Source organism: Geobacillus thermopakistaniensis (assembly GCF_000498995.1).
GTDB classification, from domain to species: domain Bacteria; phylum Bacillota; class Bacilli; order Bacillales; family Anoxybacillaceae; genus Geobacillus; species Geobacillus thermoleovorans.
The window spans coordinates 70,726-96,848 of the sequence record NZ_AYSF01000032.1; the positions used below are offsets into that span (position 1 = coordinate 70,726).

General features: G+C 51.7%; 25 protein-coding genes and 4 pseudogenes. 22 read left to right on the forward strand and 7 right to left on the reverse strand.

Annotated elements, in window-relative coordinates:
- Positions 1 to 156: 156 nt before the first annotated feature.
- Positions 157 to 570, reverse strand: coding sequence for a hypothetical protein (locus T260_RS133855; protein WP_023633567.1), 414 nt, complete (start codon positions 568 to 570; stop codon positions 157 to 159).
- A 235-nt stretch (positions 571 to 805) separates the two neighbouring features.
- Between T260_RS133855 and T260_RS133850 the strand changes: the two genes are divergently transcribed.
- Complete coding sequence (locus tag T260_RS133850) at positions 806 to 1,963, forward strand: CapA family protein (protein WP_023633568.1); 1,158 nt, start codon at positions 806 to 808, stop codon at positions 1,961 to 1,963.
- Between the two features lie 45 nt (positions 1,964 to 2,008).
- Here T260_RS133850 and srtD read toward each other — a convergent pair whose 3' ends face one another.
- Complete coding sequence (srtD, locus tag T260_RS133845; RefSeq protein WP_023633569.1) at positions 2,009 to 2,602, reverse strand: class D sortase, LPxTATN-specific; 594 nt, start codon at positions 2,600 to 2,602, stop codon at positions 2,009 to 2,011.
- Positions 2,603 to 3,916: a processed acidic surface protein gene (locus T260_RS133840; RefSeq protein ID WP_023633570.1), complete on the reverse strand. Its 1,314-nt coding sequence runs from the start codon at positions 3,914 to 3,916 to the stop codon at positions 2,603 to 2,605.
- 198 nt (positions 3,917 to 4,114) lie between these two features.
- Here T260_RS133840 and T260_RS133835 point away from each other — a divergent pair, with 198 nt between their 5' ends.
- The 16 genes and pseudogenes from T260_RS133835 to T260_RS0119810 all read left to right on the forward strand — a co-directional run.
- On the forward strand, positions 4,115 to 4,432 hold the full coding sequence (locus T260_RS133835; RefSeq protein WP_023633571.1) for a hypothetical protein: 318 nt from the start codon (positions 4,115 to 4,117) through the stop codon (positions 4,430 to 4,432).
- Positions 4,433 to 5,032: 600 nt separating this feature from the next.
- The gene (locus T260_RS1000000138570; protein WP_013145068.1) at positions 5,033 to 5,239 is read left to right on the forward strand and encodes a PaaD-like zinc ribbon domain-containing protein; all 207 of its coding nucleotides are present in this window, start codon (positions 5,033 to 5,035) and stop codon (positions 5,237 to 5,239) included.
- Entirely contained in the window at positions 5,205 to 6,686 is a 1,482-nt protein-coding gene (locus T260_RS133830; RefSeq protein WP_023633572.1) for an aldehyde dehydrogenase family protein, read from the forward strand. Before T260_RS1000000138570 ends, T260_RS133830 begins: the two co-directional genes overlap by 35 nt.
- Positions 6,686 to 6,967, forward strand: a pseudogene (locus T260_RS1000000140740) (enoyl-CoA hydratase/isomerase family protein); the annotation flags it as partial. The gene T260_RS133830 and the pseudogene T260_RS1000000140740, both read left to right, overlap by 1 nt.
- Before the next feature lie 129 nt (positions 6,968 to 7,096).
- Positions 7,097 to 7,972, forward strand: a complete 876-nt coding sequence (locus tag T260_RS133820; RefSeq protein ID WP_013523988.1) for a PaaX family transcriptional regulator — start codon at positions 7,097 to 7,099, stop codon at positions 7,970 to 7,972.
- 322 nt (positions 7,973 to 8,294) lie between these two features.
- Positions 8,295 to 9,269 (forward strand): MBL fold metallo-hydrolase, encoded by a 975-nt coding sequence (locus tag T260_RS133815; RefSeq protein WP_023633574.1) that lies wholly within the window; start codon positions 8,295 to 8,297, stop codon positions 9,267 to 9,269.
- Positions 9,270 to 9,552: 283 nt separating this feature from the next.
- Complete coding sequence (locus tag T260_RS133810) at positions 9,553 to 10,488, forward strand: Phenylacetic acid catabolic protein (protein WP_023633575.1); 936 nt, start codon at positions 9,553 to 9,555, stop codon at positions 10,486 to 10,488.
- The gene (locus T260_RS133805) at positions 10,488 to 10,814 is read left to right on the forward strand and encodes a metal-sulfur cluster assembly factor (protein ID WP_020279574.1); all 327 of its coding nucleotides are present in this window, start codon (positions 10,488 to 10,490) and stop codon (positions 10,812 to 10,814) included. The genes T260_RS133810 and T260_RS133805 overlap by 1 nt, the downstream gene beginning before the upstream one ends.
- Positions 10,811 to 11,026, forward strand: coding sequence for a hypothetical protein (locus tag T260_RS133800; protein WP_023633576.1), 216 nt, complete (start codon positions 10,811 to 10,813; stop codon positions 11,024 to 11,026). Before T260_RS133805 ends, T260_RS133800 begins: the two co-directional genes overlap by 4 nt.
- 20 nt (positions 11,027 to 11,046) lie before the next feature.
- Entirely contained in the window at positions 11,047 to 11,691 is a 645-nt protein-coding gene (locus tag T260_RS133795; protein ID WP_013145072.1) for a Phenylacetic acid catabolic protein, read from the forward strand.
- A gap of 143 nt (positions 11,692 to 11,834) precedes the next feature.
- The gene (locus T260_RS133790; protein WP_020279576.1) at positions 11,835 to 12,632 is read left to right on the forward strand and encodes an enoyl-CoA hydratase/isomerase family protein; all 798 of its coding nucleotides are present in this window, start codon (positions 11,835 to 11,837) and stop codon (positions 12,630 to 12,632) included.
- 122 nt (positions 12,633 to 12,754) lie between these two features.
- Entirely contained in the window at positions 12,755 to 14,332 is a 1,578-nt protein-coding gene (locus T260_RS133785) for a benzoate-CoA ligase family protein (RefSeq protein ID WP_023633577.1), read from the forward strand.
- A 24-nt stretch (positions 14,333 to 14,356) separates the two neighbouring features.
- Entirely contained in the window at positions 14,357 to 14,806 is a 450-nt protein-coding gene (locus T260_RS133780) for an acyl-CoA thioesterase (protein ID WP_023633578.1), read from the forward strand.
- Between the two features lie 87 nt (positions 14,807 to 14,893).
- The gene (locus T260_RS133775; protein ID WP_023633579.1) at positions 14,894 to 16,672 is read left to right on the forward strand and encodes an adenine deaminase C-terminal domain-containing protein; all 1,779 of its coding nucleotides are present in this window, start codon (positions 14,894 to 14,896) and stop codon (positions 16,670 to 16,672) included.
- A gap of 148 nt (positions 16,673 to 16,820) precedes the next feature.
- Positions 16,821 to 17,426: pseudogene (locus T260_RS0119805) on the forward strand (bile acid:sodium symporter family protein); the annotation flags it as partial.
- A 119-nt stretch (positions 17,427 to 17,545) separates the two neighbouring features.
- Positions 17,546 to 18,064: pseudogene (locus T260_RS0119810) on the forward strand (bile acid:sodium symporter family protein); the annotation flags it as partial.
- A gap of 139 nt (positions 18,065 to 18,203) precedes the next feature.
- Here the strand turns inward: T260_RS0119810 and T260_RS133770 are convergent.
- The 3 genes from T260_RS133770 to T260_RS133760 form a co-directional block, all read right to left on the reverse strand.
- Positions 18,204 to 19,025 (reverse strand): rhamnogalacturonan acetylesterase, encoded by an 822-nt coding sequence (locus T260_RS133770; protein WP_023633580.1) that lies wholly within the window; start codon positions 19,023 to 19,025, stop codon positions 18,204 to 18,206.
- A 99-nt stretch (positions 19,026 to 19,124) separates the two neighbouring features.
- Entirely contained in the window at positions 19,125 to 19,580 is a 456-nt protein-coding gene (locus T260_RS133765; RefSeq protein WP_023633581.1) for a CBO0543 family protein, read from the reverse strand.
- Positions 19,507 to 20,658, reverse strand: a complete 1,152-nt coding sequence (locus tag T260_RS133760; RefSeq protein ID WP_023633582.1) for a DUF2515 domain-containing protein — start codon at positions 20,656 to 20,658, stop codon at positions 19,507 to 19,509. Before T260_RS133760 ends, T260_RS133765 begins: the two co-directional genes overlap by 74 nt.
- Before the next feature lie 84 nt (positions 20,659 to 20,742).
- Between T260_RS133760 and shc the strand changes: the two genes are divergently transcribed.
- The 4 genes from shc (at position 20,743) to T260_RS133740 (ending at position 25,101) form a co-directional block, all read left to right on the forward strand.
- Positions 20,743 to 22,599, forward strand: coding sequence for a squalene--hopene cyclase (gene shc, locus T260_RS133755; RefSeq protein WP_023633583.1), 1,857 nt, complete (start codon positions 20,743 to 20,745; stop codon positions 22,597 to 22,599).
- Positions 22,600 to 22,829: 230 nt separating this feature from the next.
- On the forward strand, positions 22,830 to 24,080 hold the full coding sequence (locus tag T260_RS133750) for an esterase/lipase family protein (protein WP_023633584.1): 1,251 nt from the start codon (positions 22,830 to 22,832) through the stop codon (positions 24,078 to 24,080).
- Positions 24,081 to 24,205: 125 nt separating this feature from the next.
- Positions 24,206 to 24,793 carry a Uma2 family endonuclease gene (locus tag T260_RS133745; RefSeq protein ID WP_023633585.1) on the forward strand — a complete coding sequence of 196 codons (588 nt, stop codon included), beginning with the start codon at positions 24,206 to 24,208 and terminating at the stop codon, positions 24,791 to 24,793.
- A 2-nt stretch (positions 24,794 to 24,795) separates the two neighbouring features.
- Positions 24,796 to 25,101, forward strand: a complete 306-nt coding sequence (locus T260_RS133740) for a 4a-hydroxytetrahydrobiopterin dehydratase (protein ID WP_014196047.1) — start codon at positions 24,796 to 24,798, stop codon at positions 25,099 to 25,101.
- A gap of 255 nt (positions 25,102 to 25,356) precedes the next feature.
- On the opposite strand, the pseudogene T260_RS0119815 reads toward T260_RS133740, so the two are convergent.
- Positions 25,357 to 25,824, reverse strand: a pseudogene (locus tag T260_RS0119815) (IS982 family transposase); the annotation flags it as partial.
- Between the two features lie 189 nt (positions 25,825 to 26,013).
- Between T260_RS0119815 and T260_RS1000000140195 the strand changes: the two are divergent.
- Positions 26,014 to 26,123, forward strand: a 110-nt coding sequence (locus tag T260_RS1000000140195; protein ID WP_370736683.1) for a UPF0236 family transposase-like protein, incomplete at its 3' end; no start/stop codon positions are given.

A 26,123-nucleotide genomic window follows, 5' to 3' on the forward strand; every position in this document is an offset into this window, starting at 1 on the left:
TCCGTGGGTTCAGGAAGTGGTTGGTTGTTCGGTCTTCTGTTACGCCTTGACTTGCCTCCGGCAGTTAGGAAAAGTAGACAACACGCTTTAGGGTCAACGATATGTTAAACCTTCCAGTTGCATTTATATAGAAGGTTAAACGTTGTATCGGCCGTGTTACTCCGCCTTCTTCAGCAAATGCATCTCCTCCTCCACTCTCGCGATGCGGCCAAGTTGATAATCAAGCCGCTGATGAATGAGGGAGATGTCTTCTTTTGTCGCCATTTGCTCGCGAATGCCGGCCATTTCTCCGCGGAGGCTGGCGATTTCATGGCGCATGCCGTCTTGAATGCTGCGCTGTTCGAGTTGATTGTCGCGGATCGCTTTGATCATTTCCGTGTTTTCTTTCATCTGCTCCTTCAGCCAGCGCAGCTCTTCTTCCTGTTTGTCCATCCGTTGCTCAAGTTTGTCCACCCGTTGTTCAAGTTGACCCAATTTTTGCTTCACCGTTTGCATGTCTTGCTTCAGGACGGACATGTCATCGACAAGTCCTTGAACAAGTGTGGTTAACTGCCGCAACAGCTCTTCCATGAAGAAACCTCCTTATCGAGATGGGATTCACTCGGGGCGTTTCAACCATGAAACGTGAGGAGTCCAAGATGTGGAAATAGGAGAGGAAACTCCTACAAGCTCATTATATCATGGCTTGGCTAGGTCATCACTCCTAAATTGAGGGAAAGAAAAGGGATAAATAGGGGGTGTGTTGAATACGTCATTAGCAGAAGTTTTCGTCTTTTGAAGAAAATAGATGGATAGGAGAGGGAATATGAACGCATGGATCAAGGGAAGAAATGCGGCGCTTATGTGTATGGCGTCCGTCTTTTTATTTTCCTGCAGCAATGCGGCTGATCGCGGCGTCGAGGAAGTGCTGGCAGCGCCAAACGAACTGGCGGGGCAAACAATCGAGCATCCACCGCTGCCGAGTCCGATCGATAAGATGGTGATAGCGTCAGCCTCTGCCAAACAAGCGGCGCCGAACCCGAACGAAGTGCGCATCACCATCAGCGCGGCGGGCGATGTGACGCTCGGGCGCGATGAAAATTATGGCTATGCGTATTCGTTTGATGAAGAAGCGAAGAAGCACGGCTTGCGCTATTTTACGAAATACATTGAGCCGATCTTCAAAAAGGACGATTTTACGACCGTCAATTTGGAAACGACGCTGACGACCTCGACGCGGAAGGCAAGCAAGAAATTTCGTTTTCGCGGCCACCCGAGTTATGCGAAAATCTTAACCTATGGCGGCATTGATGCTGTGAATCTGGCCAATAATCATACATACGATTACTTGCAACGAGGATACAATGACACGATTGCCTGTTTAAAAAAGGAAAACATCGGTTATTTCGGCCGCACGCTCCGGCTGTTGAAAACGGTCAAAGGCATTCAAGTTGGAGCGCTTGGCTATGAAGGCTGGAGCAACACCAGCACGTTGCGCAAGCAAATCGCCAACGATATTCGCACGCTTCGGAAACAAGGAGCCGACATCGTTTTCGTCCATTTCCATTGGGGAGTGGAACGAAGCTATGTGCCAAACAGCACGCAAAAGGCGCTCGGCCGCTTTGCGATTGACAGCGGCGCCGATTTGGTCGTCGGCCATCATCCGCATGTCATTCAAGGGATTGAGGAGTATAAAGGGAAGTTCATCGTCTACAGCCTCGGCAATTTTATGTTCGGCGGAAACAAAAATCCGAGCGACAAAGATACGTTTGTCTTCCAGCAAGTGTTCTCTTTTCAAAACGGCAAGCGGACGGCCAAAAAAGAAATCCGCGTCATCCCATTTCGCATTTCATCGGTGACGACAAGAAACAATTATCAGCCGATGCCGTTAGCGGGAGGGGAAGCAGCCCGAGTGAAACGGAAAATTGTCTCGCTGTCGGCGAAAATCAAAAAGCCGACTTGGACCGCGTACGAAGTGAAGTAAAAAAGGATGGCCCTTGTTTCGGCCATCCTTTCGCTTTTTGCAAGGTTAAGAGCGATCATTGATTAAGTTGGCGACGAGCACGTACCGCTGCGGAGCAGGGCCGACGTAGCGGAACGGATAGCACGTGGAAACGGTGAGTGTCGCTTTCGGCTTTGGAACGATGACCGTCCGGTCGTCGGCGTCGACGATGCGCACTTTGCGCACTTTATAGGTGAATGTGCCGGCGGACGTACGGACGATCAAGATATCGCCTTGGCCGACTTCGCCAAGACGGCGGAAGACCGTGTCACGATGGCCAGAAAGCACGCAGTTGTCCGCCTCTCCTGGCAGGACACTGCCGGCGTAATGGCCGACCCCTTTTTCCAACTCGTTTTCATCTGTACCGTGGTAAATCGCTAGGCTCATGTTGAGCTTCGGGATGATAAGCTCGCCGATTTGTTCACCGATTTTTGGCAGCTTTGGGTAGAGTGGATCCTGGATTTGAATCGGTGCGGCGTCCACTGATCGCTTTGTTTCAGCGGCCAGCGGCTTGACCGCTTCCAGGCCGCTTTTCCATTTCAGACCACTAACGCCGACTGCGGCGATTCCTGCTGCGATCAAGCTTGCTCCAAAAAAGCGCACGAGCCGTTTCCGGTTCATTTATTTCGCCTCGGCTCCTTGGCGGAAGCGGACAAGGAATGCGCCGACACCGATTAAGGTCAAACCAAAAAGCATATAAGCGGCATACGGGGATGCCGTCTTCGGCAGTTTCGCTCCGGCTTCGGTCCGCTTCAGCGGTTTCGGCGGCGCCGGTTTCACCACTTTTTCGATTTTCGCTGCCTGGCCGCTCTGTTGCAAGTCTTTGCCGATTTCATCGAATATGTCGGAGGCAAACATCTCTTCGGTCACGACAAAATCAGCCAGTAGCTCGCCTTCGGTGCTGTAAATTTCAACAAGCAAATCGTAGCCGTTCGCTGATTCCATTGTCAGCAGCGTCGACAGGCTGAGCGGCTTTTTCTCGCCACCTTTTGTCAAATAAAACTTCGCTTCCAGCTGAAATGTGGAAAGCAGGTCGGTCCATACATTGGCGATCTCAGCGATTTGCGTTGGCGATAGCTCCGTCACGCTCGTAAAATCGTACGCACCGATCGCCTCAAGCCGTTGGCCGATTTCTTCCATTTTCTCGGCGAATTGCGGATCTTCCATATTCAGCGATTCAAAATGGTTATAGAGCTTTTCCAACTCTGCGTCCGTCAAACCAAGCTCGTCTAAATCCGGAAGCAAGTAGTCGATGACTGACTCCGACAGTTCCTCGACCGTCGCATAATTGTCAAGCGAATCGCCGTTTTTAGACAGCAGTTTTTCCAATTGCGTTTTCGTCATGCCAATTTCTTGTAAAAATTTGTTTAATGTTTCTTCGGTCAACGGCGTCAAATTTCGATAATAATCGACGATATCTTTCAGCTCGCCGATCGAGTGGTAATCGGCCAACGATTCGCCGTGCCGATCAAGAAGGGCGATGAGCTCTTCCTTTGTCATTCCGCGTTCGTTTAGAAAGGCGGCCAGCGTTTCATCCGTGATTGGAACGGAGTAATCTTTAAACAGTTCGATATATTCTTCCAGATCATTGTAAAATAAAAACACATCAGTAATGGCCTGTGACTCTTCCATTTCTCCATTGTCGATGAGCATTTGTCGAAGCTGTTGTTCGGTCAATCCGTGTTTGGCGAGCAACTGAGCTAAATTTTCTTCCGTGAGCGGCTCGCCGAACTCACGGCGCATTTCGTCCACGCTGTCAAACTCATCGAGCGAATAGCCTTCATAGTCCAAATAATTTTCCAGCTCTTCGACTGTGATCCCTGCTTCATTTAAATACTGCTCTAAAGCTGGATCGTTGCGTTCAATGGCGAACGCTGAAGCTGGCCATACAGTGGCTATGGATGCGGCCAAGGCAAAAGGAACGATGTTTTTCATGTCGTGACCTCCGTTTGTTTGTATATACGAATTCAGTATATAGGGACATGAAAGGGACGAAAATAGTGAAATATATGGAAATTTTTATATAGAACACCCTCCCTGTTTACATCTAATGTTTTCCACGTATGACTTTTTAGAGGCAACGTATGCTAACCGTTGAACGGGAGCTGTCGAGCAAAAGGAGGTGGAGGTACAATGGATCGCTTATTCCGTCTGTTCCGCGTTCAGCGCGGCCGCGGGTTGTGGAATCCATGGTTGGGGGTTGTTAGACGGCGAAGAAACAATAACGCCATCTGGACGCTCGTCAGCGTAAGCTTAGGAGCGGTGGCAGCCGCGATGTTGGGGGAGAGACAAGGGGGACGCATGGCGCCGATGACGCAAGGCCCGATGCGAAACGTGATTCGCGGCCTCAACCGCTGGATGAGCCGGCGGATGGGAACGACGCGGCCTGCTGCGGTGGAGTTTGCCGAAGGAATGACTCCAGAGCGTCCGGGCAATCAGCAGGACAAATAACGTTTTTTGCGTGTCCCACAAGCCGGCGGTATTGCGCTCGCCGGCTTTTTCTATGTCGCCTGGTTTGATGGTTCGTGCATATGGGCGACACGAACGCTGCAGTGAATGGACAAAATCATAGTGAAAAGGGGATTCAATAGTGCCAGCAGATGACGGAAAGAAACGGGTTGTGATGTTGGTGAACCGATTCATTGATGTATCCTGCTTCGGAGATCAATATAAAAGAATGGGTGTTATCACTTCTTGAAAGTGGAAACGACGGAATGAAACGTGGCGAGTTGGCGTAAGGGAGTGTACGGCAAAAACAGATGTGGGGAAACGAGTCAGGCAGTGGAGCAACGTTGCTCTACTGTTTCAAGGCTTTTGAGGAAACCCGATGGGATGTAACGCGTCCCGTCGTTTTTTCTTGATCAAGACGACCGTTTCTGTTCCATATAATTCAAAAGCCATGAGCCACCTCGGGTCGAATGAAAGGGTACAATAAAGATTATAAATTTTCATTTTTTTCAGTCTAATGATTGACAACACGTTTGAATTTCTGTATTATTATGTTAAACTGACGATATTAAATAAAACATAATAATAAGAGGTGTCTAGCCGATGCCGGTACGCGGGGAGGTGCGCTGCGCGTTTTGCGGCTCAACGAACGTAGCGCCGCTATCGATGTTTGGGACCGCTCAGCTCGTTTCGCAATACTATTGTCATCAATGCAAAAGCGTGTTTGAGCGGGTGAGATGGAGAGACGATGCCAAGGAGGAAGGGGAAGCCACTGATGAGGATCAAGCAACATTATCCACTGTTTATTAACGGCCAGTATGTCGAGAGCAGCAACGGAGAAGTGTTTGAAACGGTCAATCCGGCGACAGAAGAAGTGATTGCGACCGTCGCCAAAGCGACGAAAGAAGATGTAGACCATGCCGTCGAGGCGGCGCGCACGGCGTTTGAATCGGGGAAATGGCCAAAAATGACGGGGGCGAAGCGAGCTCGCCTGTTGAATCAAATTGCCAACTTGATGAGAGAGCGATTCGATGACTTGGTGTATGCGGAAGTGCTAAACAGCGGTAAAACGGTTGATGCGGCCAAAGGACAAATTATGCAAGCGATTGAGGATTTTGAATTTTATGCGGCCGCGGCAATTACGTTACAAGGCGATGTCAACCAAGTGCCAAATGGCTTTTTCAACTACACGGTCAAAGAGCCAGTCGGTGTATGCGGTCAAATCATCCCGTGGAACTATCCGTTGATGATGGCGGCTTGGAAGCTCGCCCCGGCATTGGCGGCCGGATGCACGGTCGTGTTAAAGCCGGCAAGCTATACGCCGATCACCGCTTATATGTTGGCGGAAATTTGCCAAGAGGCCGGGGTTCCGGACGGCGTCGTCAATGTCATTGCTGGAAGCGGTTCCGAAATCGGCCCGTATATGACCGAACATCCTGGAATTGACAAAGTCGCCTTCACCGGGGAGACGGAAACGGGCAAGGATATTATGCGGCGCGCTTCGGAGACGTTGAAGCGGGTGACGCTGGAGCTTGGCGGGAAATCACCGAACATCGTGTTTGATGATTGTGATATCGAAGCGGCGGTCAACGGTTCGCTTTATGGCATTTTTTACAACACGGGCCAGTCGTGCGAAGCGCGTTCGCGGCTGTTTGTGCATGAAAACATTTATGATGAGTTTATGGAAAAGTTGATCGAAAAAGCTTCCCGCATCCGCGTCGGCAACCCATTTGAAAAAGGGGTGCATATGGGCGCGGTCATTTCGCGAAGCCATCAGCAAGTGATCGACAGCTATGTCAAGCTGGCGGTTGAGGAAGGAGGCGAAATTTTATACGGTGGGAAAATTCCGGAAGGTGAGGAATTCGCGAAAGGCTACTGGTACATGCCGACTATTATTGGCAATGTAAGAAACGACATGCGGGTGGCGCAGGAAGAAATTTTCGGTCCGGTTGTCGTCGTCATGAAGTTTCACGATGAAGAAGAGGTCATCGAGCTGGCGAACGACACGATTTTTGGATTAGGATCAGCCGTTTGGACGAAAGACCACGGAAAAGCCCATCGCGTTGCCGCGCGCATCCGCGCTGGAATTGTCATGATCAACTCGCCGATTTCCGCTTTCCCAGGCACGCCGTTTGGTGGATACAAGCAGTCGGGATTTGGCCGCGAGCTGGCTCTTGAGACGTTGAACTTGTATACCGAGACCAAAAGCATTGTTTCTTATATCGGCGCTAAACCGTTGAACCTATTTGGCATTTGATCACGCCGCCAGAGGCGTTGGACATTGGGCTGGTGAACCGGTTGTTTCTGCAGGCGGGAACGAGAGAGCGGACGCGGGAGTATGCACGCAAGCTCGCGAGTAAGCACGACGTATGCGGTCTCCAAACATCAACCTGGCGATCATGAACAGGAAAGAAATGCCGCTGAATGTGGCGATTCGCTACGAACAGGAGGCGCGAAACTTGCTGTTCCGCTCCGAAGACGCCAAAGAAGGGTTGAGTGTCTTTTTTGGAAAAACGGCAACTGAATTGGAAAGGCATTGAGAACGCATATCGGCCGAAACGGCCGATATGTTTTTATGGCACAATATGCATTTCAACGCTTGAAAGGGAAGGTGATTTGTACCATAATATAAAGAAAAGTTCAAAAAAAGACAAGGTGTGAACAGCGGTGAAGCCGAGATCGCTCATGTTTACGTTATTTGGAGAATATATTCAACATTATGGGAACGAAGTATGGATCGGAAGCTTAATCCAAATGATGTCCCACTTCGGCATTTCCGAGTCGTCCATCCGCGGAGCGGCGTTGCGCATGGTGCAGCAAGGGTTTTTTGAGGTGCGGAAAATCGGCAACAACAGCTATTACTCGCTGACGCCGAAAGGGAAACGGACGATGATGGACGGGTTCAACCGCGTCTATTCGCAACGGAACTACAAATGGGACGGTCAATGGCGCGTGTTGACGTACTCCGTTCCCGAGCAAAAACGGGAGCTGCGCAACCAAATCCGCAAAGAATTGAGCTTGATGGGGTTTGGTCTCATTTCCCACGGGACGTGGGCGAGCCCGAATCCGATCGAGCCGCAAGTGATGGAATGGGTTAAAGACTATCATTTGGAGCCGTACGTCATTTTGTTTACGGCGAGCTCCATCGTGTCGCACAGCAATGAGCAAATCATCGAGCGCGGCTGGGATTTCCCGTACATCGCCAAGGAGTATGACCGGTTTATTGAAACGTACGAACGAAAGTACGAAGAGTTCCAACATCGGGCTTGGAACAATGAACTGACCGACCGCGAATGCTTCATTGAACGGACGAAGCTCGTGCATGAGTATCGGAGCTTTTTCTTTATCGATCCAGGATTCCCGAACGACTTGTTGCCTGATGATTGGAGCGGAACGAGAGCGCGGGAGCTGTTTTTCAATGTCCACCAGTTGCTCGCCATTCCGGCCATCCGTTATTTTGAAACATTGTTTGAGGCCGCACCGGATCGTGAGGTGACATTTAACCGCGATAAGGCGATTAATCCATTTATGGAAATGATTTAGAAGGTTGGTGATTTAAGGGGAAATGCTGCTCTCCAACAGTGTTTCTCAAATTGAAAAACCTTGCAACACCATAACCTCCTTCCTTACGATTTCTCACAAACCGAGCGAATTCGTTGTTTTTCACCAGCCTTNTTCTCAAATTGAAAAACCTTGCAACACCATAACCTCCTTCCTTACGATTTCTCACAAACCGAGCGAATTCGTTGTTTTTCACCAGCCTTTTAGGCGTCCAAAAAATAGGTTTTCGGATGTCGGCGCTTAGCATGTCCACTTAAGGGAGCGCGTGAACGGGGAAGAAAAAGATCAGGGGGAGGGGAAAAGGATGGCGCAGATTGAAATAGAAATGGTGGGAGATGGAATTTACCGTGTTCCGATCCCGGTTCCGTTTCCGATGAAGTATGTCTATTGTTACGTAGGTCGGGAAACGGATGGATGGAGCATCGTCGACGTCGGCTTTCGCTATCCTGAGGCGATTCGCGCCTGGGAAGCAGTGTTTCGGCAACTTGGAATCAAACCGCGGCACGTTCGCGCCATTTACATCACTCACTTTCATCCGGACCATTTTGGCTTGGCCGGGTGGATGCAACAGCAGACGGAGGCGCCTGTCTGGATCAGCGAGCCGGATTATGCGATGGCGGAACGAGTGTGGGGGGAAGAGAGCGTCCAGGCGTGCGAAGTGGGTGCCATGTTTCGCCGTCATGGCGTGCCGGATGAGTTGGTAACGGACATTGAGGAGAGCATGTGGAAGCTGTCGTTGCGCGTCAGCCCGTTTCCGGTGCTAACCGTTTTGGATCGTTCGGAAATTGTGCTGGGGCAGCGGCGATGGGCGGTCATCCCGGTCCCGGGGCACAGCGATGGATTGATCAGCTTTTATCAGCCGGAATCGCGCCAGTTGCTTGCATCGGACCATGTGCTTGACCGCATCACTCCGAACATTAGTGTATGGCCGGGCGCCCATCCGAACCCGCTCGAGCAATATTTTGCCTCGCTTCGCAAAGTGGAGGAACTGGAGGTGGATGTGGCTCTGCCTGCCCATGGCGCGGTCATTCGCCAATTTCGCGAGCGGATCGGTGATCTTTTCCGCCACCACGAACAACGGTTGCAAAAAATGAAAGCGCTAGCAGGAACGGGGCGCACCGCCTATGAAGTCGCCCATTGTGTGTTCGGCCATAAGCCATTGACGGCGCACCAATGGCGGTTTGCGGTGGCCGAGACGCTGGCGCATTTGGAATATTTGGTGTCTGTCGGCGAATTGCAAAAAGAGGAGCATCGACATGCAATCATTTATCGACAATGACCGATGTCCAGCTGTTAGACAGCTGGCTTTTTTGTGCCTTGTTGTGCGATTGGTGATTCTATGAAAAATGCACGGACGGAAAACAAATGTTTCATACTATGAAAAATGATCGACTGGAACAAACCAACAGAACGGACAGGCGATCAACGAAAATAAAAGGGGCTTCCGACTGAAAATAATTTTCGGATTTTTCTTATTTTTATGTTGACAATAATCTTTACGTTGTATTAACATTATGTATAGAATACGATAGTTTAAAAAACGTAATAAGGAAGGTGGGAATATGGACCAAGCGACGCTGCTAAAGGAGAAAGTCCAAAATGGATTTATCGTCGAAGGCATTGACGATATGAACGAAGAGTATTTAAACGCGTTGAAACAGACGCTGACGATCGTCGGCGACACCGAGTTGCTGAGCGTCCCGCCGCTGCTTACGGTGTACGATCAAGCGCCGACGTTAAACAGCAAAATCACAGCGCTGGCCATTATGCAGGATGAAATCGGCCATGCCCACATCGCCTATCGGCTGTTGAAAGATTTGGGCGAAGACATCGATCAATTGCTCTATGAACGAGAGCCGCACTGCTGGAAAAATCCGTATGCTTTCGACTTCGAACTCTCAAACTGGATTGAACTTGGCGTCTTTAACGCCTTTTTCGATCGCGCGGGCTACACCCTTCTTGGCGATGCGTTCGAGCATACATCGTACGGACCATGGAAGCGGGCGCTCGTCAAAGTGGACAAAGAGGAGCTGTTTCATCTTCGCAACGGCGAGATCATTATGAGAACAGCGATGCAGGATCCGAATTTGCGCGAAGAAGTGCAAAAAGCGGTTGACTGGATGTTTTTAATGGCGCTCGAGTTTTTCGGGGTCGAGGATCGGTTGAAAAGCCGCTCAGCGCAGCTGGAGTACCGCTTAAAAGGGCGGACGAATGACGAACTGCGGCAAAAATGGCTGTCAACGGCCGTTCCGTTCTGCGAATCGATCGGCGTCAAAGTCCCAGCCCATTACGATGAGGAGCAACAAAAATACGTGCTTGATGTGCCGTTCCCGTGCAAATTTGATCCGGTGAACAAAAAATGGCTGTTCGATCAGCCGGATACGTGGGACAACGTCATCAAACGGTTTAAACAGCGGGGCCCGAAAAATAAGGAATTCGTGGAACGAATTCAACGTGGGGCCAAAGAGCTCGAACAACTGCGAAAGGAAGCGGTGTGATGGACAAACGGAACGTCGAAACGGGAAAGTATTGGCAGGCGCTGAAAGAAGTGATGGATCCGGAATTTCCAATCAGCGTCGTCGATATGGGGCTCATTTACCGCATTGAAAAAGTGGACGACGAGCTTCATGTGACCATGACGTATACAGCGGTATCATGCGCTTGCATGGAGTGGATCGAGCAAGACATTCGCAACCGTCTGCTCAAGGAAGAAGAGATTCGCGACGTGCATATTCACGTCGTTTGGGATCCACCGTGGACGGTCGATCGGATCAGTCCAGAAGGGCGCGAGAAATTGAAATATTGGGGGGTGAGCTCTACATGACAGCGGTCCAACAACGAAAAACGTTTGATATTTTCGCACGGATGAAACGGGGCGACCAACTGTCCCACATCGGCACGGTGGAGGCGGAAAACGAGGAGTTGGCGAAAGTGTATGCTTCTTATACGTACGATGAGGAAGATTGGGCGGAAATGGTCGTTGTCGACCGCAGCGAGCTCATTTGGGTGAGAAAACCGAAGTGGCTATTCGCCTAAAAGAGGGGAGAGGGCTTAAAATGGAACAAATGCAGCCGGCTGTGCATTCGCTGATTGAGTTGCTCGAAACGATCGCTGACAATAAATACGTCCTTGGCGACCGCCTCGTTGAGGTTGGGGTCAGCGGTCCCAATTTGGAAGCCACGCTGGCATCGATCGCGATGGCGCAAGGAGAGCTGGGACATGCGCGTTTGTTATACAACTGGTGTTTTGATTTGCGCGGTTTGAAAGGAAGAAAGCCGGAAATATACAGACAAACCGGAAAAGCGCTGGCCAGCGCCATCAACGTTCATAACTGGATCACCCTCATTGCCGCACTATATGCAACAAACACCGCCATTGACGTTGTTTTGCAATCCGCACTTGATGCCAACCATCCTGCCATTGTATCGCGAATCCAGAAGTTGATCCGAGAACAACAAGATCATCTTGTATACGCCAAACATTGGGCTCAACAGCTCGTTCATGACCGCGGCGCTGTTCCGCATCGTTTCCGCGAAGCGTTGAACGCTGCAGCGAACGAGACGGCGGCTTGGTTAAAAAAGGTTGAAAGCAAGGAAGAGCTGCAACAGGAAGGGTACTTGCCGAACGGAGTCAAGCTCGTTGAACGGTTGCAGCAGGAATTGAAAACGGTTGCGGCTGAACCTTTCGTTCAGTTGAAATAACAACGGCACACAAGGAGGTGAGAAACAGACGGTATTCTTTCTCTCTCTTGAAGCGCAAGGGAAATGAACTTTTCAAAACAATGTCTATCCGTCGTTGTCTGCGTGAAACAATCAAATCATTTTTGAAGGAAGGGGAATGAACAATGACAGCTGTAGAAACGAAAAAACAGTATTTAACCGTTTTTAAGGAAGATGGAATTGCCGAGATTCATCTGCACATTAACAAATCGAACTCGTATGATCTCGAATTTTACAAAGAATTCAACGCAGCGATCGATGACATCCGCTTTGACCCAGACATCAAAGTCGTCATCGTCATGAGTGATGTGCCGAAGTTTTTCTCGGCCGGAGCGGATATCAACTTTTTGCGGTCGGCTGACCCGCGCTTTAAAACGCAATTTTGCCTGTTCTGCAATGAGACGCTCGACAAAATCGCGCGTTCGCCGCAAGTGTACATCGCCTGCTTAGAAGGGCATACGGTTGGCGGCGGGTTGGAGATGGCGTTGGCGTGCGACTTGCGGTTTATGGGTGATGAAGCCGGAAAAATCGGGCTGCCGGAAGTATCGCTTGGCGTATTGGCCGGAACGGGCGGGACGCAGCGGCTGGCACGGCTCATCGGTTATTCGCGGGCGCTCGATATGAACATTACGGGCGAAACGATCACGCCGCAGGAGGCATTGGAGATTGGGCTGGTCAACCGGGTGTTCCCGCAGGCGGAAATGAGAGAGCGGACGCGGGAGTATGCACGCAAGCTCGCGAATAGCGCGACGTATGCGGTCTCGAACATCAAGCTGGCGATCATGAATGGGAAAGAAATGCCGCTCAATGTGGCGATCCGCTATGAAGGGGAGCTGCAAAACTTGCTGTTCCGCTCCGAAGACGCGAAAGAAGGGCTGAGCGCCTTTTTGGAAAAACGCCAACCGAATTGGAAAGGCATTTAATGTGTGGTTAGCGGAGCCCTTATGAAGGGGCAGGTTCATCCTTTCGAGGGCTTCGCTGCCCAGTTGTTTGGCACGCCGATTTACCGGGCAGTTCAATTTCATGAGGAATGGGATGGTGAACGATGGAATTGCGCGGGTTCGGAAGGCTGTACAATGCGGCAGGGGTGTTTATTGACCATAACGTTCAGGGCGGATTGGGCAAGAAGACAGCCATTTATTATCGCGATGAGCAAATTTCTTACCGAGAATTGCAGGAAAAGGTGAACCAAACCGGCAATATGCTGAGGAGGCTTGGCTATCGGATAGAGGATCGGCTGGTGATGATCTGCCACGATACTCCCGAGTTTATCTATACGTTTTTTGGCGCCATCAAAATTGGAGCAGTGCCGATTCCAGTCAATACGATGATGCAGCCGTCAGATTACGAATATTTTTTAAACAACAGCCGTGCAAAAGGGTTAGTCATTCATGAAGACTTATGGGAGCGCCTTCAGTTGATTCGCGAGCGGTTTGCCTTTTTGCAAGATGTCATCGTTATTCATGAAAGCGATAACAATTCCGTCGAGGGCACACTTTCCTTTCATCGGTTGCTCGCCTGCGCGGATCGGGAGCTGGCAGCGGCGCCGACGAACAAGGATGATGCAGCGTTTTGGCTGTTCAGTTCAGGAAGCACTGGGGATCCGAAAGGAATCATCCATTTGCAGCACGATATGGAATATGCGTTAAACACATACGCCAGACAAGTGCTGGAAATCAACGAAAATGACCGCTGTCTGTCGGCGTCGAAACTGTATTTCGCGTATGGCCTTGGCGGCGGAATGTATTTTCCGTTAGGCGTCGGCGCTTCGACCGTGCTTGTAAAAGAGAGGCCTGCGCCGGAGGTGATGTTTCAGGCGATTGAAACGTACAAGCCGACGATTTTTTTCGGCGTGCCGACGTTGTACGGCGCCATGATTGATTATGTCGAAAAAACGGGCCGGCGCTTTGATGTTAGCTCATTGCGTGTTTGCGTATCTGCTGGCGAAGCGTTGCCGCCATCGTTTTATTATAAATGGAAACAGCTGTTTGGGGTCGACATTTTAGACGGCATCGGTTCGACGGAAGCGTTGCACATTTTCATTTCCAACCGCATTGGCGACGTCAAACCGGGCAGCTCCGGAAAAGAAGTCCCGGGCTACGAAGTAAAAATCATTGATGGACAAGGGAATGAACTGCCGCCAAATGAAGTAGGCGACTTGATCATTCGCGGCGACTCGATCGCCCATGGATATTGGAACCTTCACGAGCAAAACAAGCAAAAATTCGTTGGGGAATGGCTGTATATCGGCGATAAATATTACCGCGACGAAGAAGGGTATTACTGGTATTGCGGACGCTCCGATGACATGTTGAAGGTCGGCGGCATTTGGGTTTCCCCGATCGAGGTGGAAAACTGTCTGCTGCGGCATGACGACGTGTTGGAAGCGGCCGTCGTAGGCGTGGAAAATGAAAACGGGTTGGTGGTTCCGAAAGCGTTCGTCGTGTTGAAAGACGGCGTTCCTCGTTCAGCCGAGAAGGAAGAAGAGCTCAAGCAATTTGCAAAGCAACATCTGGCCCACTATAAATACCCGCGCATCATCGAATTGATCGACGAACTCCCGAAAACAGCCACTGGAAAAATTCAGCGATTTAAACTGCGGCAACTATTGAAACAACGATGAACGAGGCGAAAGGAACGATCGGCTATGAAGCAAAACGAGTTGCAGCTGCGCGTCAACTTTGGCGATACCGATGCAGCCGGCATCGTCTATTACCCCAACTACTTTAAATGGTTTGATATTGCCGGCCATCAGTTTTTCCGCAGCATAGGATTGTCACCAGCAAAACTGATGAAAGAACAAAATATCATTCTTCCGTTGCTTGATGTCGGCTGTACGTTTGAGCGCCCGTTATATTACGATGACATTATTACGATTAAAACAACGGCGGAAGAAGTCAACAGGAAAACGATCAAGCTGCGCCATGAAGTGTTCCGCCAAGATGTGCGAACCGGCCACGGTTTTGAGTTAAGAGGATGGGTGAAAGAGGAGAACGGGCGCATGTTTGCCGTGCCGATTCCCGACGATGTCCGGCAGTTGTTGGAGGAAGACGGAGTAGGGGCATGTGTCCATATGAATCCGTTGCTGAATGCCTAATGAATGGGAAAGGAATGGGAAAGCCAAGTTCGCCTTGCTGCGTCTTGGCTTGCTTTTTCTCTAAGCTGAGGAAGGGGGAAAGGGCTTATGATTCGAACAGCGAAGCGGACGGAGTTGATTGAAGTAGCGCAAGGGCGCCGTCCGGCCGATATCGTCATTCAGGGTGGAACGGTAGCCAACGTCTATTCGGGCGAATTTTTGCGTCAAAACGTCGCCATTTATCAAGATGCAATTGCCTATGTCGGGGAAAACGAAGTTGCGATCGATGAACATACGATCGTCATCGACGCAGAGGGGATGTATGTTTCACCCGGATTCATCGAGCCTCACGCTCACCCATGGGTGATTTACAATCCCGTCAGCATGACGGCCAAAGTGTTGCCGCTCGGCACGACGACGACGGTGAACGACGACTTGTTTTTTTATTTGCATTTTGGCGTCGATGGCTTTCGGCAGATGATCGAAGATTTGCGGGCGCTGCCGGGCAATTTCTTTTGGCTCGTCCGTTTGGTGTCGCAAGCTGATTTTTCAGGGGAGCGTGATTGGTTCGACCCGCAGGAAATTCGAAAGCTGCTCGAGATGGATGAAGTCGTCGGGACGGCGGAAGTGACAAGATGGCCGCTGTTGTATCAAGGTGATCCTTTTTTAATCGATACGATTGAAGCAGCGAAACGTGCGAGAAAAGTCGTTGATGGCCACACGGCCGGCTGTTCGTATGAGAAACTCAACAGCATTGCCGCAAGCGGCGTCAGCGCCTGCCATGAAGCTATCACGGCTGAAGAGGCGCTCCATCGGCTGCGGCTCGGCCTATGGACGACGCTTCGTCATAGCTCGCTCCGCCCGGATTTCCCGGAAATCATCCGCTTGATCACAGAGAAAAAGGTCAGCACGCAACGAATCACGATGACAACAGACGGTCCGCATCCGGGTTTTATTGAGCGAGAAGGGTTTGTGGACGGGTTGGTTCGGAAGGCCGTGGAGCTCGGTGTGCCGCCGATGACCGCCCTACAAATGGCGACCATCAACGCAGCGACATATTTGCGGCTTGATGATGACATCGGCGGCATTGCCCCCGGCAAACTCGCCGATATCATTTTGCTCCCTGATTTGGTCACTTTCAAGCCGTCGCTTGTCATTTCCAAAGGAAGCATCGTTGCCCGCGACGGCAAGCTGCTCGCGTCGCTGCCAGCCATCGACTGGAATCGGTATGTGTCGAAAAAGCCGTTTTTGTTTGCGAAAGAGCGGCTTGAGGACGAGCATCTATACCACTATCCGCATCCAGGGCCAAACAAGCCGGTGCCGGTCGCGTATTTTAAAAGCAATGTCATTACTGAACGGAAAGAGGTGGCTCTTCCATCTGTTGACGGCTATGCGGATCTTTCCCAGCATCCAGGGCTGTTGTATGCCGCGCTCATCGCCCGCAACGGGCAATGGGTAGCCAAAGCCATTTTGGAGCGGTTTGCCGTCGATATTGATGGCATGGCGTCCACGTACAACACAACGACCGAACTGCTTGTCATCGGCCGGAATCCGAAAGCGATGGCGGCAGCGGCGAAAAAAGTGTATGAGATGGGTGGCGGGATTGTCGTCGTGGATGACGGCAAGACAGTGGTGGAAATTCCGCTGCCGTTTACCGGCATGATGACAACCGACCATTCGTTTGACACGGCTGTCCGTTTCCATGACGAACTGCTTGCAGTCCTCCAGAAACGTGGATTTCCTTTTCACGATATTTTGTACACGCTGTTGTTTTTAACATGCGACTTTTTGCCAGGCCTTCGCTTGATTCCGTACGGGTTGTACGATGTCAAACGGAACGAGATTTTGCTGCCGGCTGAAAAGATCGGGGAAAAAGTAGCGAAATAAGTCATAGCGCGTGCGGCCGCCTAATCGTCGGCCATCGGTTTCATGGAAAATCGGTTATTCTCATCAGACGATGACGATGTATAATGAAAAGAGGAGACGAATCGAAGGCGATGATCCTCGCTCATGACGAGATTTGGAGATGAAACCGATGTGGCAAACGATCAATCGCCGGCTTGAGAAGACGCTCCCGTTTCTCACGCCGGCGAGTGTGGCGGCAGGCTTATGGCTGTCTGAGGAGTTGCGCGGCTATGCGGCGCTTGTGCCATGGCTGTTTGCGTTTATGACGTTTAGCGGCAGTTTGCGGCTGCGTTTGGCTGATTTGAAAGAGGCGCTCATCCATCCTCGTCCGATCGCTGCGGCGCTATGTCTGCTTCACCTTGTCGTCCCGCTTTGGGCGTTTGGGCTTGGCCATCTGTTTTTTGGCAGCGACCGGTTGACGGTGATCGGGTTTGTGTTGGCGGCCGTCATTCCGACCGGGGTGACGAGCTTTATTTGGGTGTCGATCGGACGGGGAAACTTGGCGTTGGCGCTGTCCGTCATTTTGATTGATACGTTTTTGTCGCCGGTCGTTGTGCCGCTGACGTTGCTTGTATTGGCCGGAAGCGCGGTCGAGCTCGACGTGGGCCAGATGATGCTTGGTTTGTTTTTTATGATCATTTTGCCGTCGCTAGGCGGCATGTTCGTGAGCGAACGGCTGTCCAATCAGGTGAATGAACGGCTTGCCATGGTATTGTCGCCGTTTTCCAAGCTGGCGCTNGACAATACCATGGCAAGCCGTTCATTCACCTGATTGGACAGCCGTTCGCTCACGAACATGCCGCCTAGCGACGGCAAAATGATCATAAAAAACAAACCAAGCATCATCTGGCCCACGTCGAGCTCGACGTGGGCCAGATGATGCTTGGTTTGTTTTTTATGATCATTTTGCCGTCGCTAGGCGGCATGTTCGTGAGCGAACGGCTGTCCAATCAGGTGAATGAACGGCTTGCCATGGTATTGTCGCCGTTTTCCAAGCTGGCGCTGGCGCTTGTCGTCATGATCAACAGCGCGGTCGTCGCCCCGTATTTTGGCCGTGTTGACGCCCGGCTGTTTTTCATGGCGTTGCTCGTCTTGGTGATCGCAAGCTCCGGCTATTTTCTTTCTTGGATGGCCGCCCGTTGGCTCAGATTTGCCCCGGCGGACATCATCGCGTTGACGTTTACCGGCGGGATGCGCAACATCAGCGCCGGCGCGGTGCTCGCGATGACGTATTTTCCGCCGGCAGTCAGCGTGCCGGTCGTTCTCGGCATGCTGTTTCAACAAGTGCTCGCGTCCATATACCACCGCTTGTTGAACAAAACGTACCATTCACCAACGAGCGGCAGAGCGCCATACGTCGGAAGCGCCCGGTAGAGAGGCAGGCGGTATGCCGGCTGTCGGACAGCGCCTAGCGGGAGTAAAAAGGGAGCACACACCCGCCCTAGGTGGGACGGGGGCGGGAAAAAGCAGGCGAGGCGCTGCCGGTGTCACGGTGTTTCGCCGCTGAGGCGGTCTAGTGACCGCCTGGCTGAACGGTCTCGTATGGCGAACGGATGAGGTGGCGGCGAAGAGGGAGATTCAGTTCGACGATGCCTTCGACGACCAAACGGGCGATTTCTTTCGCCCCGCGCTGATGAAAATGGGTGTTGTCTTTGATGCCTTTCGGATAATTGGGGTGTTCGCCCGGCTCAAGCCATAAAAACCACCGCTTCGTCCGTTCCGGTCCAAGCTGTTCAAACCGTTGTTTGCTTTTCGTTGTCAAATCGATCACTGGAACACGTTCGTGTTTTCCGAGCGCTTTCATGGCGGCAGGATAGCGTCCGTGGGAATCGAGCGCCCGTCCGTCGGCAGAAAACCGCCGCCGTTCGACCGGGGTGATGAGGACGGGAATCGCCCCTTTGGCCCGGGCGCTGTCAATATATTGTTGTAAGTACGCTTGGTAAGAGGTGAACGGTTCGGTGTAACGCGCCGGATCGTTCGCCTTTTCATCGTTATGGCCAAACTGAATGAACAAATAATCGCCTTTTTTGAGCTCCCGCAAAATGCGCTCGAGCCGCCCTTCCTCAATAAAACTTTTCGCGCTTCGGCCAGAAGCGGCCATATTTTTGACCACTACGTGATCGTCAAACCAGCCGTCAAGCATTTCCCCCCATCCGGCTCGCGGTGCGCGGGAGCGGGGAGCGGCGGCGACCGTCGAGTCGCCGGCCAAATAGATGACAATGGTCGTCCCCCGTCTTGCTTTGGCTGCATCTCCGTTCGTCGCTGTCCTAGCCATTAGAACGGCGCCGATGGCAATGATGACGGAGCACAAGAAAGCGGCTTGTTTTCTTTTCAAACAGGTTCCTCCTACTCAACAACAGTTCGTCCTATTTTCGCCAACAGTTCGTTTCGTTGTTATCGTGGCTTGTCAGCCGCTTGTTTATGCGCATCGATGCTAGTCAATCCGTTGAAACCGGCGATAAAAGCTCCAGATGACGGCGAGAAATACGCCATACCCAGCAAAAGAATACGAATGCCTCCACAGAGCGGCGTGAACGAACAAGCCGTACGCTTCTGCTTTCGTTTCGAATGTTGCCATCAATGCGGCCGATGCGATGATCAAGCCAATGCGTCCGAGGCGGCCAAGCCGCTCCATCAGGCAAAGAAACAAGACGGTGCATAGCGGAAGAACCACCATCGTAAAGAAAATATCGATCGAAAAGAGGGATGGAAACGGGCGCTTCGGAAAGACGTACACCCCTTTTCCGGTGAAATACAAATCCAAATACGTCCCGGCCCAAGAGGAAAGCAGCGCCGAGGCAAGATAGGCGTGGCGCCTAGCGCGCGTGGAAGAAGGCGTTTTTGGCGATGATCGCCAGTTCGATTTTTTCAAGTGTTTCACAATACGCATGAACGATCTCCCCATTGATCCGTTGTTCCGGTTTAACAAGATAGCGGACGACGTGCGGATCTGTAAACCAATCGCCAGGTTCGGCCGCCTCATGGACGACGTTTTTCCACGCGTGACGAAGCTGTGGGCTGTACAGGCGCGGGGCGCCGGGAACGATTTGGCAGTCGCGGACGCGGCGGCGGTACGGTTCCCTTGGAAACGATTCGCACACATCGTTAAACAAGTGCGGCCAATAATCTTTGCGCGAACCGGTATGCGGATGGCTGACAGCCCAGCGCACCGCATTTTCCAGCGTTTCTTCATTGTCAAACAAAATCGAGTACAGCCGTTTGCCAAGCAAAATGCGTTCATGGAGCGACTCAAACTGATGAAGCGTTTGACCGATCAAAGCGGTGCCGCCTTGGCCGTCGTCATGCGGGAACAAGATGTGATTGAAATGGAGCAGCTCTTGTAGTTGAAATTTGAGCGTCTGAAAAACGGTTTGCTGAAATACGGGATGTTGAATGACTCGTCGTTCCAAATAGCTTTGTTCGTTAATCACGAGGGCGATGGCCAACGTGTACAGATCGCCGCGGTGCCAAAAATGGTTCCATATCGTTTCCATAAACGTCGAAACGCCAACATACGGCAATAAATAAAAGAGCGGTCGGCCGTGCTTTTGGCTTTCTTCATACAGCAAAAACTGCGGATAAATATCTTGGAAAATCAGCCAGTTGCCGCGCTCCAAAAAAGCAAAAAATGACTGCCGCTCTTCTTCCGAGAGCAGCCGCATGAGCAGCTCCCCTTTTAAGTCGGTCATGTTCCAGCCGCCGTTGCGCGACACCATATGCCCTAAAAACGCCCAATGAATTTCGCGATGGCGCAAGTAAAAATCGAGATACGCCGCCGTTCGGGTCACATTGTTTTCGTTGTGTTCCGCGGTCACCGCCCGGATGCGGCGGATGAGCTGCCGCTCTTTGGCGGTTAAGTCACGTTCAGATACGATCGTGTACCCTTTCTTTTGCTTTTTCTTTAATTCCCGATAGACGTCAACAAGGGAAAGGGGAAGGGATGACGCTTTCGGCCTCAGGCAACGCATAGTGACCCCCTTTGGTGCATCGACCGCCCACCAGACGAATAAATATGGAAGGAAACGGAATTTTGTGAAAAAGGAAGGCGATGCATGGTGGCCGACGAACGAAGCACGTTGATTGCCGTGCTCAAACGGTCGCAAGCGGCCGACGGATCGTGGCGGTTTCCGTTTGAAACAGGCATTTCGACAGACGCCTATATGATCATTTTATTACGGACGCTTGAAATAAATGATGAACCGTTGATTCAAGCGCTCGTCAAGCGAATCGAGAGCCGGCAAGGGGCAAACGGGGCGTGGAAGCTGTTTGCGGATGAAGGTGACGGCAATGTGACAGCGACAACCGAGGCGTATTATGCCTTGCTTTACTCCGGCTACCGAAAAAAAACCGATCCGCACATGCAAAAGGCAAAAATGCGCATTTTGGAAATGGGCGGTTTAGAGAACGTCCATCTATTTACAAAAGTGATGCTGGCTTTGACTGGACAGTACCCATGGCCTAGGCGGTTTCCGCTGCCGCTTGCCTTTTTCCTTCTCCCCCCGTCGTTTCCGCTTAATATGTATGACCTTTCCGTGTATGGAAGGGCGAACATGATTCCGCTTCTCGTCGCCGCGGAGCGCCGGTACAGTAGGAAAACGGCGAAAAGCCCAGACTTGTGTGATTTGGCCGCTTCCCGTGGAGGTTGGCGGCTGCCGGAAAACCGGGCGCTATGGTCATACATCAAGCGAGCGTTGATCGGTTTTCCGGCTGAACTGCACGATGCCGCCAAACGACGCGCCGTCCGTTATATGTTTGATCATATTGAGCCGGACGGAACGTTGTACAGCTACTTCAGTTCGACGTTTTTGTTCATTTTTGCGCTGCTCGCGCTTGGTTATCCAAAAGACGACCCGCATATTGTCCGAGCTGTTCGCGGTTTGCGCTCACTGCGAACCGAAATCGATGGGCATACGCATATGCAATATACAACCGCTTCCGTCTGGAATACGGCGTTGGCGAGCTATGCGCTGCAGGAAGCGGGCGTGCCGCCGACCGACCGGACGATTGAGAAAGCGAACCGCTATTTGTTGTCGCGCCAGCACATTCGCTACGGCGACTGGGCGGTGCACAACCCGTACGGCGTACCGGGCGGCTGGGGATTTTCCGATGTGAATACGATGAACCCGGATGTCGACGATACGACCGCCGCGCTGCGCGCCATCCGTCGGGCGGCGGACAAAGAGACGGCGTTTCGCCATGCGTGGGACCGGGCGAATCGATGGCTGTTTTCGATGCAAAACAATGACGGCGGGTTTGCGGCGTTTGAAAAGAACGTAGGCAAACGGTTTTGGCGGTATTTGCCGATCGAAGGGGCGGAGTTTTTATTGATGGATCCGTCAACAGCCGATTTGACCGGACGGACGCTCGAATATTTCGGAACGTTCGCTGGATTAACGAAAGACCACTCCGCCATCGCCCGCGCCGTCGACTGGCTGCTTGACCATCAGAAAGCCGACGGTTCGTGGTATGGGCGCTGGGGGATTTGCTATGTGTACGGCACATGGGCGGCGGTGACCGGGCTCTCAGCCGTCGGCGTTCCAATCGATCACCCGGCGATGCAAAAAGCGGTCCGTTGGTTGTTGAGCATCCAAAACGATGACGGCGGCTGGGGTGAATCGTGCAAAAGCGACGAAGCCAAGACGTATGTGCCGCTTGGCGCCAGCACGCCGGTCCATACCGCCTGGGCGCTCGATGCACTGATCGCTGCCGCCGAGCGGCCGACCCCGGAAATGAAAGCCGGCGTTCGCGCCCTAGTCCGTATGCTTCATCACCCGGATTGGACCGCCTCGTACCCGGTCGGACAAGGGATGGCCGGCGCCTTTTACATCCATTACCATGGCTACCGCTACATTTTTCCGCTGTTGGCGCTCGCCCATTACGAGCAAAAGTTCGGACCGTTTGTGGATTAGCCAACCGTCCGTACGAGGCGGTGATGGAACGCTGCCATGACATAGTGCATCACCCTCTCGCTGTCGGCGAGAAACGAAATATGACGGCACAAAAGTGCATTTTTCTCTTTCCCTCATCAGAAAACCCGACAATTGCCGGGATTGAATAGCCTGATTATTTAGTATAGAATATTCAGGTAATTCGGAATAAAGGGGTTCAGTCGATTCGAGGGGAGGAGAAGGAGAGCGTGATGAAATGCTGTCGGGTTATGTTTGTGTTGCTCGGATTATGGCTTGTATTCGGCCTATCGGTCCCGGGAGGGCGAGCTGAAGCGGCAGTTTCACGCGCCAACGATGCGCCGATTGTACTTCTCCATGGCTTTACTGGCTGGGGAAGAGAAGAAATGTTTGGGTTCAAGTACTGGGGCGGCGTGCGCGGCGATATCGAACAATGGCTGAACGACAACGGTTATCGAACTTATACGCTGGCGGTCGGACCGCTCTCGAGCAACTGGGACCGGGCGTGTGAAGCGTATGCTCAGCTTGTCGGCGGGACGGTCGATTATGGGGCAGCCCATGCGGCAAAGCACGGCCATGCGCGGTTTGGCCGCACTTATCCCGGCCTGTTGCCGGAATTGAAAAGGGGTGGCCGCATCCATATCATCGCCCACAGCCAAGGGGGGCAGACGGCCCGCATGCTTGTCTCGCTCCTAGAGAACGGAAGCCAAGAAGAGCGGGAGTACGCCAAGGCGCACAACGTGTCGTTGTCACCGTTGTTTGAAGGTGGACATCATTTTGTGTTGAGTGTGACGACCATCGCCACTCCTCATGACGGGACGACGCTTGTCAACATGGTTGATTTCACCGATCGCTTTTTTGACTTGCAAAAAGCGGTGTTGGAAGCGGCGGCTGTCGCCAGCAACGTGCCGTACACGAGTCAAGTATACGATTTTAAGCTCGACCAATGGGGACTGCGCCGCCAGCCGGGTGAATCGTTCGACCATTATTTTGAACGGCTCAAGCGCTCCCCTGTTTGGACGTCGACAGATACCGCCCGCTACGATTTATCCGTTTCCGGAGCTGAGAAGTTGAATCAATGGGTGCAAGCAAGCCCGAATACGTATTATTTGAGCTTTGCCACAGAACGGACGTATCGCGGAGCGCTCACAGGCAACTATTATCCCGAACTCGGAATGAATGCATTCAGCGCGGTCGTATGCGCTCCGTTTCTCGGTTCGTACCGCAATCCGACGCTCGGCATTGACGACCGCTGGCTTGAAAACGATGGTATTGTCAATACGGTTTCCATGAACGGTCCAAAGCGTGGATCAAGCGATCGGATCGTACCGTATGACGGGGCGTTGAAAAAAGGGGTTTGGAATGACATGGGAACGTACAATGTCGACCATTTGGAAATCATCGGCGTTGACCCGAATCCGTCATTTGATATTCGCGCCTTTTATTTGCGACTTGCCGAGCAATTGGCGAGCTTGCGGCCTTAAAACGAGTATTTTGCGAAAAAAGCCATCTCGACCGGATGGCTCTTTTTTGAGGAGCAAGCTCTTGAGTTGTATGACGGCCGCGGATGTCCGATGGTATAATAGGGGCAAAGCAAGCGGGTGGGGGAATGGACGTGAAGCCGACCGAGCGGCAAAAGGAACGGTATACGTATCAAGATTATGTCAAGTGGGACGGACGGTGGGAGCTGATCAACGGCGTGCCCTACAACATGGCACCGGCCCCTTCATTTGTCCGCCAGTCTATCGTCGGTGAATTGTATGTCGCTTTGCGGGCATTTTTTCGTGAAAAAGGATGCACGGTTGTCATGGCGCCATTTGATGTACGCCTTGATGAGCAGGCGGACTATGAACAGGCGAAGCATGTCGTGCAACCAGATATCTCCGTCATTTGCGATCAAAGCCAAATTGGCAGCCGAGGCTGCGATGGTCCGCCTGACTTGGTAGTGGAAGTGCTTTCGCCAAGTACAGCGTTGAAAGATCGAAACGAAAAGTATATGTTGTACGAACAGTTTGGCGTCAAGGAATATTGGATCGTGGATCCGCTGCATCGAACGGTGGAAGTGTACGGCCGCGGCGAAAAAGGGTATGAGAAGCGGAGCGTCTTTGGCGAAGGCGATGTGCTCGTCTCGTTTTTGTTCGCTGATTTGACGGTTTCGCTGGCTGGCATATTTCAAAATATAGAGGGTGAGGGATAACGGTGCGGTTAACGGAAGAGGAAGTGCAAGCACTGCTTGAAAAAGCGGACGGCTGGAAGCTGGTCGATGAGCGGTGGATTGTGAAAAAATACCGTTTTCAAGACTACTTGCAAGGAATCGAGTTCGTTCGGCGAATCGCCGCGATTTCGGAAAACACAAACCACCACCCGTTCATTTCGATCGACTACAAGCTCATTACAGTGAAACTGTCCTCATGGCGGGCGAAAGGGCTGACGAAGCTCGATTTTGACTTGGCGAAGCAGTATGATGAGGTGTATAACCAGATGAAGCAGGGGGAAGGGGAATGATAACCATACCCATCAAGTTTAGCGATAAAAAATGATTTTAACGATACACGTTGTTTATACACAGGGATGTGGAAAGGAAATCGTCAAATTTTGGTGCTGACCCAAAACGCGAATGCGTTTTGGGATCAGCACCACTTTTTTTGCGCCAAAATAGAAGAATCGCCCTTTTTCTGGTAGAATAGAGTCACCTTAACCACTATCGCCGAAAGAAGGGCGATTCTTTTATGAAACATGACCCGTGGTGCTAGTTGAGCTTTAGCGCTCAACTAGCCCAAGTGTAACCAGGGAATAGGCTAACAATATACCGTCTAACGCCACTTCAAATCCAATGATCGAATTGGCTCGGATCTCAGGGATGCGATAGTGGCCAACTAGAACCGAGAACACCGTCTCGATCACTTTGCGTTTTTGTTGGATCCACTGCTCCCATGTCTCAGACGCTCGATGTTTCTGGTTTTTTCGAGACGGAGTCCAAAGCGCCATTTGGTATTCTTCGTACAGCCTTTTTTGCAAGTCACGGCTGATGAATCCTTTGTCCCCGAAGTTATAGGGGTGAGGAATTTGGGTCATAACGCTTTCGGCTGCGGTTCGATCGTGGCAAGATGCTTCCGTCACCACATACCCCATCGGCAGCTCTTGATCGGTTACTTGAAGGTGTAGCATCAACCCGTAGTACCATTGTTTTTTGGAAGCGCCATACCCGATGTCGGCGATCTCTTGGTGTGAGTAAAATATTTGTGGGTGACATTCAGGAATGATTCCCCGACGAGGGTTGCGAACTTTTGTTCGCGACGCTCGTCGGGGCCACCAAGCGAAGCGCGGTAGAAAAAAGCAAATGTCATGCAAAAAGGACTCTCTCCCTGCTATGATGGTGATTGTCAACATCAACCGAAAACAGGAGGGAGAGAGTCCATGAAACATCTTACCACAGAATGGCCTTTATTAAAAGAGCTGGAGGAACAATTCGTCAGAACTCTTCAAAAGGTGTTCGCTGTCTTGTTGGCGGCCCTTTTGGAGGAGAT

Excerpts from the sequence above, each read along its gene's own strand:
- T260_RS133855 (WP_023633567.1), bottom strand. The coding sequence starts at position 570 with ATGGAAGAGCTGTTGCGGCAGTTAACCACACTTGTTCAAGGACTTGTC.
- T260_RS133850 (WP_023633568.1), top strand. The coding sequence starts at position 806 with ATGAACGCATGGATCAAGGGAAGAAATGCGGCGCTTATGTGTATGGCG.
- srtD (WP_023633569.1), bottom strand. The coding sequence starts at position 2,602 with ATGAACCGGAAACGGCTCGTGCGCTTTTTTGGAGCAAGCTTGATCGCA.
- T260_RS133840 (WP_023633570.1), bottom strand. The coding sequence starts at position 3,916 with ATGAAAAACATCGTTCCTTTTGCCTTGGCCGCATCCATAGCCACTGTA.
- T260_RS133835 (WP_023633571.1), top strand. The coding sequence starts at position 4,115 with ATGGATCGCTTATTCCGTCTGTTCCGCGTTCAGCGCGGCCGCGGGTTG.
- T260_RS1000000138570 (WP_013145068.1), top strand. The coding sequence starts at position 5,033 with ATGCCGGTACGCGGGGAGGTGCGCTGCGCGTTTTGCGGCTCAACGAAC.
- T260_RS133830 (WP_023633572.1), top strand. The coding sequence starts at position 5,205 with ATGAGGATCAAGCAACATTATCCACTGTTTATTAACGGCCAGTATGTC.
- T260_RS133815 (WP_023633574.1), top strand. The coding sequence starts at position 8,295 with ATGGCGCAGATTGAAATAGAAATGGTGGGAGATGGAATTTACCGTGTT.
- T260_RS133810 (WP_023633575.1), top strand. The coding sequence starts at position 9,553 with ATGGACCAAGCGACGCTGCTAAAGGAGAAAGTCCAAAATGGATTTATC.
- T260_RS133805 (WP_020279574.1), top strand. The coding sequence starts at position 10,488 with ATGGACAAACGGAACGTCGAAACGGGAAAGTATTGGCAGGCGCTGAAA.
- T260_RS133800 (WP_023633576.1), top strand. The coding sequence starts at position 10,811 with ATGACAGCGGTCCAACAACGAAAAACGTTTGATATTTTCGCACGGATG.
- T260_RS133795 (WP_013145072.1), top strand. The coding sequence starts at position 11,047 with ATGGAACAAATGCAGCCGGCTGTGCATTCGCTGATTGAGTTGCTCGAA.
- T260_RS133790 (WP_020279576.1), top strand. The coding sequence starts at position 11,835 with ATGACAGCTGTAGAAACGAAAAAACAGTATTTAACCGTTTTTAAGGAA.
- T260_RS133785 (WP_023633577.1), top strand. The coding sequence starts at position 12,755 with ATGGAATTGCGCGGGTTCGGAAGGCTGTACAATGCGGCAGGGGTGTTT.
- T260_RS133780 (WP_023633578.1), top strand. The coding sequence starts at position 14,357 with ATGAAGCAAAACGAGTTGCAGCTGCGCGTCAACTTTGGCGATACCGAT.
- T260_RS133775 (WP_023633579.1), top strand. The coding sequence starts at position 14,894 with ATGATTCGAACAGCGAAGCGGACGGAGTTGATTGAAGTAGCGCAAGGG.
- T260_RS133765 (WP_023633581.1), bottom strand. The coding sequence starts at position 19,580 with ATGCGTATTGTGAAACACTTGAAAAAATCGAACTGGCGATCATCGCCA.
- T260_RS133760 (WP_023633582.1), bottom strand. The coding sequence starts at position 20,658 with ATGCGTTGCCTGAGGCCGAAAGCGTCATCCCTTCCCCTTTCCCTTGTT.
- shc (WP_023633583.1), top strand. The coding sequence starts at position 20,743 with ATGGTGGCCGACGAACGAAGCACGTTGATTGCCGTGCTCAAACGGTCG.
- T260_RS133750 (WP_023633584.1), top strand. The coding sequence starts at position 22,830 with ATGAAATGCTGTCGGGTTATGTTTGTGTTGCTCGGATTATGGCTTGTA.
- T260_RS133745 (WP_023633585.1), top strand. The coding sequence starts at position 24,206 with ATGGACGTGAAGCCGACCGAGCGGCAAAAGGAACGGTATACGTATCAA.